General features: G+C 66.3%; 12 protein-coding genes. 9 read left to right on the top strand and 3 right to left on the bottom strand.

Annotated elements, in window-relative coordinates:
* Window positions 1-66: 66 nt before the first annotated feature.
* The 6 genes from pyrE to AC1RQG_RS09730 all read left to right on the top strand — a co-directional run bounded on the left by pyrE (window position 67) and on the right by AC1RQG_RS09730 (window position 5,473).
* Window positions 67-753 (top strand): orotate phosphoribosyltransferase, encoded by a 687-nt coding sequence (pyrE, locus tag AC1RQG_RS09755; RefSeq protein WP_493130692.1) that lies wholly within the window; start codon window positions 67-69, stop codon window positions 751-753.
* Window positions 754-859: 106 nt separating this feature from the next.
* Entirely contained in the window at window positions 860-1,237 is a 378-nt protein-coding gene (locus AC1RQG_RS09750) for a DUF4279 domain-containing protein (RefSeq protein ID WP_493130690.1), read from the top strand.
* Between the two features lie 78 nt (window positions 1,238-1,315).
* Window positions 1,316-2,176: an alpha/beta fold hydrolase gene (locus AC1RQG_RS09745; RefSeq protein ID WP_493130688.1), complete on the top strand. Its 861-nt coding sequence runs from the start codon at window positions 1,316-1,318 to the stop codon at window positions 2,174-2,176.
* A gap of 170 nt (window positions 2,177-2,346) precedes the next feature.
* Window positions 2,347-4,368: an oxidoreductase gene (locus AC1RQG_RS09740; RefSeq protein ID WP_493130686.1), complete on the top strand. Its 2,022-nt coding sequence runs from the start codon at window positions 2,347-2,349 to the stop codon at window positions 4,366-4,368.
* A gap of 58 nt (window positions 4,369-4,426) precedes the next feature.
* Entirely contained in the window at window positions 4,427-4,861 is a 435-nt protein-coding gene (locus AC1RQG_RS09735; RefSeq protein ID WP_493130684.1) for a nuclear transport factor 2 family protein, read from the top strand.
* A gap of 72 nt (window positions 4,862-4,933) precedes the next feature.
* On the top strand, window positions 4,934-5,473 hold the full coding sequence (locus AC1RQG_RS09730) for a PadR family transcriptional regulator (protein ID WP_493130682.1): 540 nt from the start codon (window positions 4,934-4,936) through the stop codon (window positions 5,471-5,473).
* An 80-nt stretch (window positions 5,474-5,553) separates the two neighbouring features.
* On the opposite strand, the gene gatB is transcribed toward AC1RQG_RS09730, so the two are convergent.
* The 3 genes from gatB to gatC form a co-directional block, all read right to left on the bottom strand.
* Window positions 5,554-7,032 (bottom strand): Asp-tRNA(Asn)/Glu-tRNA(Gln) amidotransferase subunit GatB, encoded by a 1,479-nt coding sequence (gatB, locus tag AC1RQG_RS09725; protein ID WP_493130753.1) that lies wholly within the window; start codon window positions 7,030-7,032, stop codon window positions 5,554-5,556.
* A gap of 30 nt (window positions 7,033-7,062) precedes the next feature.
* Window positions 7,063-8,547, bottom strand: coding sequence for an Asp-tRNA(Asn)/Glu-tRNA(Gln) amidotransferase subunit GatA (gene gatA / locus AC1RQG_RS09720; RefSeq protein ID WP_493130680.1), 1,485 nt, complete (start codon window positions 8,545-8,547; stop codon window positions 7,063-7,065).
* 136 nt (window positions 8,548-8,683) lie between these two features.
* On the bottom strand, window positions 8,684-8,986 hold the full coding sequence (gene gatC / locus AC1RQG_RS09715; protein ID WP_493130678.1) for an Asp-tRNA(Asn)/Glu-tRNA(Gln) amidotransferase subunit GatC: 303 nt from the start codon (window positions 8,984-8,986) through the stop codon (window positions 8,684-8,686).
* A 303-nt stretch (window positions 8,987-9,289) separates the two neighbouring features.
* On the opposite strand from gatC, the gene AC1RQG_RS09710 reads away from it, so the two are divergent.
* From AC1RQG_RS09710 to mreD, 3 genes are all read left to right on the top strand, one after another.
* Window positions 9,290-10,333 (top strand): rod shape-determining protein, encoded by a 1,044-nt coding sequence (locus tag AC1RQG_RS09710; RefSeq protein ID WP_008445008.1) that lies wholly within the window; start codon window positions 9,290-9,292, stop codon window positions 10,331-10,333.
* A gap of 104 nt (window positions 10,334-10,437) precedes the next feature.
* Window positions 10,438-11,526 carry a rod shape-determining protein MreC gene (gene mreC / locus AC1RQG_RS09705; RefSeq protein ID WP_493130676.1) on the top strand — a complete coding sequence of 363 codons (1,089 nt, stop codon included), beginning with the start codon at window positions 10,438-10,440 and terminating at the stop codon, window positions 11,524-11,526.
* The gene (mreD, locus tag AC1RQG_RS09700) at window positions 11,523-12,035 is read left to right on the top strand and encodes a rod shape-determining protein MreD (protein ID WP_493130674.1); all 513 of its coding nucleotides are present in this window, start codon (window positions 11,523-11,525) and stop codon (window positions 12,033-12,035) included. The genes mreC and mreD overlap by 4 nt, the downstream gene beginning before the upstream one ends.
* Window positions 12,036-12,042: the final 7 nt, after the last annotated feature.

The following is a 12,042-nucleotide window of genomic DNA, read 5'->3' as shown; positions in this document are numbered from 1 at the left end:
CCGGCTTCGATTGTCCTGTGGGGGCGCGCGGATTAAAATACAGGCACTTTTACGAAATGAGGCATTATGAGCAACGATACCAGCAACTTGCGACAGGAATTTATCGCGTTCTCCGTCGCCACCGGCGTGCTGCGCTTCGGTGAGTTCACCACCAAGGCCGGACGCCAGTCGCCGTACTTCTTCAACGCCGGCCTGTTCCACGACGGCGCCACGCTGGCCCAGCTGGCCCAGTTCTACGCCCAGACCCTGCTCGACTCGGGCGTCGAGTTCGACATGCTGTTCGGCCCCGCCTACAAGGGCATCACGCTGGCCTCGGCCACGGCCGTGGCGCTGGCCGGCAAGGGCCGCAACACCTCGTTCGCCTTCAACCGCAAGGAAGCCAAGGACCACGGCGAGGGCGGCACCATCGTCGGCGCCAAGCTGCAGGGCAAGGTCGTCATCATCGACGACGTGATCTCGGCCGGCACCTCGGTGCGCGAATCGGTCGACATGATCCGCGCCGCCGGCGCCGAACCATGCGCCGTGCTGATCGCGCTGGACCGCATGGAACGCTCGGGCAAGGATGGCGCGCTGTCGGCCAATTCGGCGGTGCAGGAAGTGAGCAAGACGTATAACATCCCCGTCATCTCGATCGGCAACCTCGATGACCTGTTCAGCTACCTGAACGGTGCCGGCGCCGATCCCCAGCTGCAGCAGTACAAGGACGCCGTGGCCGCCTACCGGGCCCGCTACGGGGTGGCCACCGCGGCTTGATGCCGCGCAGCGTTGCCGCATGGACTTTGAAATTGCTTTGGCGTAACATTCAATCGTAGTCTCAAGCGTATTGCTGATCGGCCCCGGCCGGGAAAATAAAGGCTGAATGATGAACATCGCGACATTGAAAGTGCACGGCGACGCTGAGGGCCTGGCGGACATCCGCGACGGCCTGCCCACCGAGCCCGACCACACCTGGCGCAAGGGCGATCCCCGTCCGGATGGCCGGGTCCGCATCGACTCCGGCTTTTACCTGGGCGTGGCCACGCACCAGGACCCGGACGTGCTGTTGCGCCAGATCCGCTCCTACCTGTCCGAATGCTCGGCGCGCGGCATCCACTTCGAACGTTCCGACGTGGCGGCCGAGCTGCGCATCGCCGTCAGCCACACCGATGGCGAAACCGTCGTGCCCAGCCTGGACTTCGAATTGTCGGATTTGCGCTTGTTGGTCGACATGGGCATTTCCCTCAGTATTGCCTCGTAACGGCCGCCGGGACCTCGCCGCCCGCTGGAAATTACGCTAAGCTAACGGTTTTGCCAAAAGCACAACTGGAGTGTAGCGATGCGATTTTCCGAAGACAGACTGGCCCGCCTGCCAGTTGGCGGCCAGACTGAACGCCAGATCCACATCTGGGAACCGGCCGCGCCGCGCGCCGTCATCATGGCGCTGCACGGCGGCATGGCCCACGCCGGCGATTATGTGACGCCGGCCCTGTACTTCCGCGCCCACGGCATCGCCACCGTCAGCTACGACATGGTGGGCCACGAGATGGCGCGCCGGGTCGACATTCCCGGTTTCCACGTATTCCTCGACGAGAGCGAACTGCTGCTGGCCTGGGTCAAGCGCCAGTATCCGGGCCTGCCCATCTTCATCATGGGCCACTCGATGGGCGGCCTGATCGCCACCCATCTGGCGCTGCACCGCCTGCCGGCCGATCCGGCCGTCAACGGCTTCATCCTGTCCTCGCCGTACTACGTCAACGCGATCAAGGTGGCGCCCGCGCTGCTGGCGCTGTCGGGCGTGCTGGCCGCGCTGCTGCCGCGCATGAAGGTGCCGCTCGATGCGCTGACCGACGTGCTGACCCACGACGCCGCCATCACGGCCCGCCACCACGCCGACGAGCGCGACCAAGTGCGCGCGACCGAGGTGACGGTGCGTTTCGGCCACGCGCTGAACCAGGCGCAGGCGGGGCTGGCGGCCCACATGCCGGCCTGGCGCTACCCCTTGTTCGCCGCCATCGCCGGCGACGACCGCCTCGCCGACGCCGACGCGGGCGAGGCCATGCTGCGCACCATCAAGCCGGAACTGGTGGAACTGCACCGCTACCCGCAGAATTACCACGAGAACTTCAACGAACTCAATCGCGAGCAGATTTTCGCCGCCATCCTGCGATGGATGGGCGCGCACGGCTTGCCGGCCTGACCCGGCGAATTGGGGGACGGACGCTTGTTTTCACAATTTTCACAATGCGCAATCGGGAGTCCGCGCCGAATCGAGGTTTAGAGGATTCATGCAACCATTTGTGCAACTGGTTGCGCAATCAAAAAAACACCCCTACAATCGTGCAACTGATTGCATAAACGGAGACCCGCATGACCGCATACCCACACCTGCTGACCCCTCTGGACCTGGGCTTCACCACGCTGCGCAACCGCGTGCTGATGGGCTCCATGCACGTGGGCCTGGAAGAGGCGCCCAACGGTTTCGCCCGCATGGCCGCGTTCTACGCCGAACGCGCGCGCGGCGGCGTGGGCCTGATGGTCACCGGCGGCATTTCGCCCAACGAGGCCGGCCGCCCCATGCGCGGCGGCTCCATGATGACCACCGAGGCCGACGCCGAGCACCACCGCCAGGTCACCACGGCCGTGCACGCGGCCGGCGGCAAGATCGCCATGCAGATCCTGCACTTCGGCCGTTACTCCTACCAGTCCGGCCTGGTGGCCCCGAGCGCGCTGCAGGCGCCGATCAACGCCTTCGAGCCGCACGAGCTGACCACGGCGGAAGTCGAGCAGACCATCGAGGACTTCGTGCGCTGCGCCGGCCTGGCCCAGTCGGCCGGCTACGACGGCGTGGAGATCATGGGCTCGGAGGGCTACCTGATCAACGAATTCATCGCCGCCCGCACCAACATGCGCGACGACGAGTGGGGCGGCAGCTACGAGAAGCGCATGCGCTTCCCGGTCGAGATCGTGCGCCGCACGCGCGAGAAAGTAGGCCCCAACTTCATCATCATCTACCGCCTGTCGATGCTGGACCTGGTGGAGGACGGCTCCACGCTGGACGAAGTGATCGCGCTGGCCAAGGCCGTGGAAGCGGCCGGCGCCACCATCATCAACACCGGCATCGGCTGGCACGAGGCGCGCATCCCCACCATCGCCACCAAGGTGCCGCGCGCGGCCTTCGCCTGGGTCACCAAGCAACTGCGCGGCCACGTGAAGATCCCGCTGATCGCCACCAACCGCATCAACACCCCGGAAGTGGCCGAGCAGGTGCTGGCCGATGGCTGCAGCGACATGGTGTCGATGGCCCGTCCACTGCTGGCCGACCCCGAATTCGTGGTCAAGGCCGAGCAGGGCCGCGCCGACGAGATCAACACCTGCATCGGCTGCAACCAGGCCTGCCTGGACCACACGTTCAGCGGCAAGATCACGTCCTGCCTGGTCAACCCGCGCGCCTGCCATGAGACGGAACTGGTGTTCCAGCCGATGGCCAAGCTCAAGCGCGTGGCCGTGGTGGGCGCCGGCCCTGCGGGCTTGAGCTTCGCCGTGGCGGCCGCGGAACGTGGCCATGCGGTGGAACTGTTCGAAGCGGCCGGCGAGATCGGCGGTCAGCTGAACGTGGCCAAGCAGGTGCCGGGCAAGGAGGAGTTCTACGAGATGCTGCGCTACTTCGGCAAGCAGATCGAGCTGCGCGGCGTGCAGGTCAGGCTGAACACGCGCGCCACGGCGCCGCTGCTGAAGGAGGGCGGTTACGACGAGATCGTGGTGGCCACCGGCGTCACGCCGCGCCTGCCGGACATCGAAGGCGTGGACCATCCGAAGGTGATGGGCTACCTGGACGTGCTGCGCGAGCACAAGCCGGTCGGCAAATCGGTGGCCATCATCGGCGCCGGCGGCATCGGCTTCGACGTGGCCGAGTATCTGACCCACAGCGGCGAAAGCGCCACCCTGCATCCGGAGAAGTTCTATGCCGAGTGGGGCATCGACACGGCCTACCGCGAGGCCGGCGGCCTGCGCAAGGCCGACGTGGAAGCGTCGCCGCGCCGCGTCTACCTGTTGCAGCGCAAGGAGAGCAAGGTCGGCGCCAATCTGGGCAAGACCACCGGCTGGATCCACCGCACCGGCCTGAAGGCGCGCCGCGTGGCCATGGCCTCGGGCGTCAGCTACCGCAAGATCGACGATGACGGTCTGCACGTGACGGTGGACGGCGAAGACCAGGTGCTGCCGGTCGATAACGTGATCCTGTGCGCCGGCCAGAACCCGCTGCGCGAACTGTACGACCAGTTGCAGGCGGCCGGCTGCGCCGCGCACCTGATCGGCGGCGCGGACGTGGCGGCGGAACTGGACGCCAAGCGCGCCATCGACCAGGGCGTGCGCCTGGCGGCCACGATCTGATCCACGAACTGATCCAACCCCGGCCAACCGGCCCAACCCTGAACTGGTGGAGAACGGCATGACAGAGCAACTCGCATCCTTGCATCCTTCCGTGGCGGCATCGCTGGCCAGCTGGCACGACATGCTGCGCAAGCGCGACCTGGCGGCGCTGCCGTCCATCGTCCACCCGGATGCCGTGTTCCGTTCGCCGCTGGCGTTCACGCCCTACCAGTCGGCGCAGGCCGTGGTGCTGGTGCTGGGCACGGTGATCGACGTGTTCGAGGACTTCGTCTACCACCGCCAGTTCGCGACCGGCGATGGCCTGAGCGTGGTGCTGGAGTTCAGCGCCCGCGTGGGCGACAAGCAGCTCAAGGGCGCCGATTTCATCCGCTTCGACGAGGATGGCATGATCGTCGAGTTCGAGGTGATGGTGCGCCCGTTGAGCGGTTTGCAGGCACTCGGTGCGGAGATGGGCAAGCGTATCGGCCACCTGATCCCCGCGTTCAAAGGCTAGGCCGCCTGCAACGATAACGGGCGGCATGGGATAATGTCGCCTTTGCCACATCGGGCCACGCCTGCGAACACCATGTCCTTACCCCATGCCTTGATCACGGCCTTGCTGGAGCGTCCTTGCTCCGGCGTGGAACTGGCGCGCCGTTTCGACAAATCCATCGGCTTTTTCTGGCACGCCACGCACCAGCAGATCTACCGTGAATTGGGGCGATTGGAGCAGGCGGGATGGGTGGAATCGCTGGAGCCGGAGTCGGGACGCGGGCGCAAGCGCGCTTACCGCGTGCTGCCGGCCGGGCGCGATGAGCTGCGGCGCTGGACGGCCGAGAGCCAGGACCCCAAGCCGATGCGCAATGAACTGATGCTGCGCCTGCGCGCGGAGGCGGTGATCGGCCCGACCGGGCTGGATCAGGACATCGCCCGCCGGCTGGACATGCACCGCCGTCAGCTGGCGCTGTATGAGCAGATCGAAGCGCGCGACTTTCCGCCCGATGGGCAAAGCCGCGAACAGCAACTGCAGCACCTGGTGTTGATCGCCGGGATCAAGATGGAAACGTTCTGGATCGAATGGTCGGAGCAGGCGCTGGCCGTGCTGGCGCAAAAGCCGTCGGCGTAATCGCGCGCCATATTCTTCCAATCGCTCCAAAAAAAATAGCCGGGGATCGCTCCCCGGCCATGGTGTGATGCCTTGTGCGATTAGCCCGCCAGCTTGGCCTTCAGCAGCTCGGTCAGCTGAGCCGGGTTGGCCTTGCCGCGCGACGCCTTCATGGCCTGGCCGATCAGGGCGTTGATGGCCGCTTCCTTGCCGGCGCGGTACTGCTCGACCGACTTCTCGTTGGCGGCGATGACGTCGTTGACGATCGCTTCCAGCGCGCCCGTGTCGGAGATCTGCTTCAGGCCCTTGGCTTCGATCACCGTGTCGACCAGGTTCTCGTCGGCCGACTTGGCCTCCCACATGCCGGCGAAGACTTCCTTGGCGGCCTTGTTGGAGATGGTGCCGTCGGCGATCCGCTTCAGCATCGCCGCCAGCTGCGCCGCCGATACCGGCGCGTCGGCGATGTCCACGTTCTCGCGGTTCAGCGTGGACGACACGTCGCCCATCAGCCAGTTGGCGGCCGCCTTGGCGTTCTCCTTGCCGGCCTTCTCCACCACGGCCACGAAGTAGGTCGCCATGGCTTTCGACTGGGTCAGCACCAGCGCGTCGTAGTCGGGCAGCGCGTACTCGCTCACGAAGCGCGCGCGCATGGCGCCCGGCAGTTCGGGCATGGTGGCCTTCACCTGGTCGATCCACTGCTGCGAAATCATCAGCGGCGGCAGGTCGGGGTCGGGGAAGTAGCGGTAATCCTGGGCGTCTTCCTTGCTGCGCATCTCGCGCGTTTCCTTGCGGTCCGGATCGTACAGGCGGGTGGCCTGCTGCACCTTGCCGCCGTCTTCGATCAGTTCGATCTGACGGCGCACTTCCACGTGCACGGCTTCCTCGATGAAGCGGAACGAGTTCAGGTTCTTGATCTCGCAGCGGGTGCCGAATTCAGTCTGGCCCTTGGGGCGCACGGACACGTTCACGTCGCAGCGGAACGAGCCTTCCTGCATGTTACCGTCGCAGACGCCCAGCCACATCACCAGCGAGTGCAGGGCCTTGGCGTAGGCCACAGCTTCGGCGGCGCTGCGGATTTCCGGCTCGGACACGATCTCCAGCAGCGGCGTGCCGGCGCGGTTCAAGTCGATGCCGCTCATGCCGTGGTAGTCCTCGTGCAGCGACTTGCCGGCGTCCTCCTCCAGGTGGGCGCGCGTCAGGTTGACGGTCTTGGTGACGAATTCGCCATCCTTCTCGTAGCCGAAGGTGAGCGAACCGCCCTGCACCACGGGATCCTCGAACTGGCTGATCTGGTAGCCCTTGGGCAGGTCGGGGTAGAAGTAGTTCTTGCGGGCGAACACGGACTGCGGCGCGACCTTGGCGCCCACGGCCAGGCCGAAGCGGATCGCGCGGTCCACGGCCTGCTTGTTCATCACCGGCAGCACGCCCGGCAGCGCCAGGTCGACGGGGCTGGCCTGGGTGTTCGGTTCGGCGCCGAACTTGATCGGCGAACCGCTGAAAATTTTAGATTCGGTCGTGAGCTGCACGTGGTTCTCAAGACCGATGACGACTTCCCATTCCATATTGGTGTTCTCGCTGATGTATTCGTTGTTGGGAGGCTGGCGGGCGCGTTACACGCCGGCCGGCGCGCGCAGGTGCCAGTCGGTGGCTTGCTGGAACTGGTGCGCCACGTTCAGCAGCTTGGCCTCGCCGAAGTAGTTGCCGATGATCTGCAGGCCCACCGGGCGCTTGCCGTTCTTCTCGCCCTGGCCGAAGCCGCAGGGGATGGACATGCCGGGCAGGCCGGCCAGGCTGGTCGACAGCGTGAAGATGTCGGCCAGGTAGGCGGCCACCGGATCGTCCGACTTGTCGCCCAGGTCCCAGGCCACGGTGGGCGCCACCGGGCCCATGATCACGTCGCACACGGCGTTGGGGCCATTGAGCACGGCCTCGAAATCCTGCGCGATCAGGCGGCGGATTTTCTGCGCCTTCAGGTAGTAGGCGTCGTAGTAGCCGTGGCACAGCACATAGGTGCCGACCATGATGCGGCGCTTGACCTCGTCGCCGAAGCCTTCGGCGCGGGTCTTCTTGTACATGTCCTGCAGGTCCTTGTACTCGGCGGCGCGGTGGCCGTAGCGCACACCGTCGAAGCGCGACAGGTTGGACGACGCCTCGGCCGGCGCGATCATGTAGTAGGCCGGGATCGACAGCGCCGTGTTGGGCAGCGAGATGTCGACCAGCGTTGCGCCCAGCTTGACGAACTGCGCCAGCGCGGCGCGCACGGCCTGCTCGACGTCGGCCGCCAGGCCTTCGCCGAAGTATTCCTTGGGCACGCCGATGCGCAGGCCCGTCAGCGGCTGGTTCAGCGCGCGCGTGAAGTCCTCCGCCACGCCGCCCTGTTCCGGCGTCAGGCTGGTCGAGTCGCGCTCGTCGAAGCCGGCCATGGCCGACAGCAGCAGCGCGCAATCCTCGGCCGTCTGCGCCATCGGACCGCCCTGGTCGAGCGAGGACGCGAACGCGATCATGCCGAAGCGCGACACGCGGCCGTAGGTGGGCTTGATGCCGGTGATGCCGCAGAACGAGGCCGGCTGGCGGATCGAGCCGCCGGTGTCGGTGCCGGTCACGCCGGGCGCCAGGCGCGCGGCCACGGCGGCGGCCGAACCGCCCGAGGAGCCGCCCGGCACGGCCGTCTTGTCCCACGGGTTCTTGACGGCGCCGAAGGCCGAGTTTTCATTGGCCGAGCCCATGGCGAATTCGTCGCAGTTGAGCTTGCCCAGCGTGACCATGCCGGCCGCGTTGAGCTTTTCCACCACGGTGGCGTTGAACGGGCTGACGTAGTTGGCCAGCATCTTGGAGCCGGCCGTCGAGCGCCAGCCCTGGGTGACGAAGATGTCCTTGTGGGCGATCGGCACGCCCGTCAGCGGCGTGGCCGTGCCGGCGGCGATGCGGGCGTCCGCCTCGGCCGCCTGGGCCAGCGTCAGCGCGCGGTCCACGTGCAGGAAGGCGTTCAGGTCGCTCGCTTCGATGCGGTCCAGGAAGTGCTTGGCCAGGTCGGTGGCGGAAATCGCTTTGCTTTGCAGCAGGGCGGACAGCTCTTTGATTGTTTTGGTGTGCATGGCGTTTCAGTCAATTCAGGGCACGTCGTCCGCGCGATGGCGGGGACCCATGCCGGGTATGGATTCCCGCCTGCGCGGGAATGACGGTGCGGCGGTGGTTCGGGCGTTCGGTGCGGTGGAGCGCGGCGCGGCGCCCTTATTCGATCACCTTCGGCACCAGGTACAGGCCGTCCTCGGTCTTGGGGGCGACGGCCTGGTAGGCGTCGCGGCGATTCGGTTCGGTGGCCACGTCTTCGCGCAGGCGCAGCGCGATGTTGTGCATGTGGGCCGCCAGCGGGTGGCTGAGCGGGGCCACGCCGTCGGTGTCGACCGCCTGCATCTGCTCGGCCAGCGCGAAGATGCCATTCAGTTGGCCCAGCGCCGTGGCGGACTGCGGTTCGCTCATCTCGAGCTGGGCCAGGTGGGCGATGCGTTTTACGTCGGATAGGGTCAGGGACATGGCGATAGGCGCGGCCGGGCCGCGCGGTTTAATTGTAATATTAATAAAAATCTGGAATTTACGGCAATCAGCCGCCAAAAGTTCGTGAAAGCCCTCTAAATCCTGGCCTGAAGGGACACACTTTTGACTGGATTTTCGGCAAATCGCATTCAAATTATAAGGTAGAATGGCGGGTTGATGCGTTGCCGGCGCCGAATGAAGCTGCCGCCGCGTCGGAACTGATCGCGCAGCGCCCCCCGGGCGGGCGCGCCGATACTCCCTAATAACGGCTTATGCGCACTGTAGAGGCGCCACAGGATACTCATGTTTGGTTTTTTACGCAGGTATATTTCCACCGATCTGGCCATTGACTTGGGCACGGCCAACACCCTGATTTATGTACGCGGCCAGGGCATCGTCCTGGACGAGCCATCGGTCGTCGCGATCCGCCAGGAGGGCGGCCCGAACGGCAAGAAGACCATCCAGGCCGTCGGTAAGGAAGCCAAGCAGATGCTGGGCAAGGTGCCGGGCAACATCGAGGCGATCCGCCCGATGAAGGATGGCGTGATCGCCGACTTCACCGTCACCGAACAGATGCTCAAGCAGTTCATCCGCATGGTGCACGACTCGAAGTTCTTCCGCCCGTCGCCGCGCATCATCATCTGCGTGCCGTGCGGCTCGACCCAGGTGGAACGCCGCGCGATCCGCGAATCGGCGCTCGGCGCCGGCGCCTCGCAGGTGTACCTGATCGAGGAACCGATGGCGGCCGCCATCGGCGCCGGCCTGCCCGTGTCCGACGCCACCGGCTCGATGGTGGTCGACATCGGCGGCGGCACCACGGAGGTGGGCATCATCTCGCTGGGCGGCATGGTGTACAAGGGTTCGGTGCGCGTGGGCGGCGACAAGTTCGACGAGGCCATCGTCAACTACATCCGCCGCAACTACGGCATGCTGATCGGCGAACAGACGGCCGAGGCGATCAAGAAGGCCATCGGTTCGGCCTTCCCCGGTTCGGAAGTGAAGGAGATGGAGGTCAAGGGCCGCAACCTGTCCGAAGGCATCCCGCGCTCGTTCACCATCTCGTCCAACGAGATCCTCGAGGCGCTGACCGACCCGCTCAACAACATCGTCTCGGCCGTCAAGAACGCGCTGGAGCAGACGCCGCCGGAACTGGGCGCCGACATCGCCGAAAAAGGCATGATGCTGACCGGCGGCGGCGCGCTGCTGCGCGACCTGGACCGCCTGCTGATGGAGGAAACGGGCCTGCCCGTGCTGGTGGCCGAGGACCCGCTCACCTGCGTGGTGCGCGGCTCGGGCATGGCGCTGGAGCGCATGGACCAGCTGGGCTCCATCTTCTCCTACGAATGATGCCGTGGCCCGGCGCCGCCGGTGGCGCCGGGCTGGTGGAAGCGTGACAGGCTAAACTCAGGCCGTTGGTTGGTTGGCGCGCGAGCGCCCGATAATTGGAAGTCATGGAATACAGTCCTCCGCCACTATTCAAGCAAGGCGCCCCGGCCCGCGTCAAGATGATGGTGTTCGCGTGCATTTCGATCGCGCTGCTGCTGGTCGATTCACGCATGCATAGCCTGGCCACGGTGCGCCAGGTGGCTGGCACCGTGCTGTATCCGCTGCAAATGGCGGCCTTGCTGCCGCGCGACGCCATCTACGGCGTCGGCGATTATTTCTCCACCTTGTCGTCGATGGAAAAACAGGTGCGCGAGCTCAAACGCCAGCAGATCGCCAGCGCCCAGGCCCTGCAGCAGGCCCAGTTCCAGGCCGCCGAAAACAACCAGTTGCGCAAGCTGATGGACGCGCGCCAGCGCCTGCCCGTCAAATCGATGCTGGCCGAGGTGCTGTACGACGCGCGCGACCCCAACAGCCGCAAGATCGTGCTGGACCGGGGCACCCAGCAGGGCGTGTCGCTCGGCCTGCCCGTGATCGACAACCTGGGCGTGGTGGGCCAGGTCACGCGCGTGTTCCCGTTCACCGCCGAGGTCACGCTGCTGACCGACAAGGAACAAGCGATCCCCGTCGAACTGCTGCGCACCGGCTTGCGCAGCGTGGCCTATGGCCGCGGCAAATCCGGCACGCTGGAGCTGCGCTTCACGGCGCCCAACGCCGACATCCAGGTCAACGACGTGGTGGTCACCTCCGGTCTCGACGGCGTGTACCCGGCCGGCCTGGCCGTGGCCCGCGTGACGCAGGTGGAAAACAGCGCCGGCGGCTCGTTCGGCGGCGTCGTGTGCCAGCCGCTGGCCGGCATCTCCAACCACACCCAGTTGCTGATCCTGATGACGCCACCGGACATGCCGCCCCGGCCGCCGGAGGAGGAAATGCGTCAACCGAAAAAGCACGTGGGCAAGATGGGCCCCGTCAAGGAGACGGGCGCCATCCAGGGCGCCACGCCGGGCGCCGCGGCGCCGGCCGCCGTCCCCGGCGCCGGCGCGCCGGCGGCGACCAAGGCTGCCGCTGCGGCCGTTCCGGCCGCGCCGGCGACCACGCCGGCTGCGCCCAAGGCCGTGGCGCCGGCCCAGCCCAAACCGAAGGAGGCCGCGCAGTGAACCGTCCGCATTACATCCTGCTGCCCGTCAGCCCGCTGTTCATCGCCTTCAGCCTGTTCTGCGCCTTCCTGCTCAACCTTCTGCCGTGGGGGAACTTCATCGGCACGCCCGACTTCGTGGCGCTGGTGCTGGTGTTCTGGGGCGTGCACCAGCCGCGCAAGGTCGGCATCGGCACCGCCTTCTTCCTCGGCCTGCTGATGGACGTGCACGACTCCACGCTGCTGGGCGAGAACGCGCTGGCCTACACGCTGCTGTCCTATTTCGCCATCATGCTGCACCGGCGCGTGCTGTGGTTCCCGCTGATGACGCAGGCCATGCACGTGTTCCCGCTGCTGCTGATGGCGCAGTCGGTGCAGCTGGGCATACGCTTCATGGTGTCGGGCAAATTCCCCGGCTGGTTCTATTTCCTGGAAAGCGCGGTGGCCGTCGCCTTGTGGCCGGTGGCCACGTGGCTGCTGCTGGCGCCCCAGCGGCGCGCCGTCGACCGCGATCACACGCGGCCGATCTGAGCGCCGC

The organism is Rugamonas sp. GW822-FHT03B10 (genome assembly GCF_058801745.1).
This window is presented reverse-complemented; position numbering and strand designations above follow the sequence as displayed.

What these genes read in the sequence shown, in the direction of transcription:
- pyrE (WP_493130692.1), top strand. Translation starts at nt 67, where the DNA reads ATGAGCAACGATACCAGCAACTTGCGACAGGAATTTATCGCGTTCTCC.
- AC1RQG_RS09750 (WP_493130690.1), top strand. Translation starts at nt 860, where the DNA reads ATGATGAACATCGCGACATTGAAAGTGCACGGCGACGCTGAGGGCCTG.
- AC1RQG_RS09745 (WP_493130688.1), top strand. Translation starts at nt 1,316, where the DNA reads ATGCGATTTTCCGAAGACAGACTGGCCCGCCTGCCAGTTGGCGGCCAG.
- AC1RQG_RS09740 (WP_493130686.1), top strand. Translation starts at nt 2,347, where the DNA reads ATGACCGCATACCCACACCTGCTGACCCCTCTGGACCTGGGCTTCACC.
- AC1RQG_RS09735 (WP_493130684.1), top strand. Translation starts at nt 4,427, where the DNA reads ATGACAGAGCAACTCGCATCCTTGCATCCTTCCGTGGCGGCATCGCTG.
- AC1RQG_RS09730 (WP_493130682.1), top strand. Translation starts at nt 4,934, where the DNA reads ATGTCCTTACCCCATGCCTTGATCACGGCCTTGCTGGAGCGTCCTTGC.
- gatA (WP_493130680.1), bottom strand. Translation starts at nt 8,547, where the DNA reads ATGCACACCAAAACAATCAAAGAGCTGTCCGCCCTGCTGCAAAGCAAA.
- gatC (WP_493130678.1), bottom strand. Translation starts at nt 8,986, where the DNA reads ATGTCCCTGACCCTATCCGACGTAAAACGCATCGCCCACCTGGCCCAG.
- AC1RQG_RS09710 (WP_008445008.1), top strand. Translation starts at nt 9,290, where the DNA reads ATGTTTGGTTTTTTACGCAGGTATATTTCCACCGATCTGGCCATTGAC.
- mreC (WP_493130676.1), top strand. Translation starts at nt 10,438, where the DNA reads ATGGAATACAGTCCTCCGCCACTATTCAAGCAAGGCGCCCCGGCCCGC.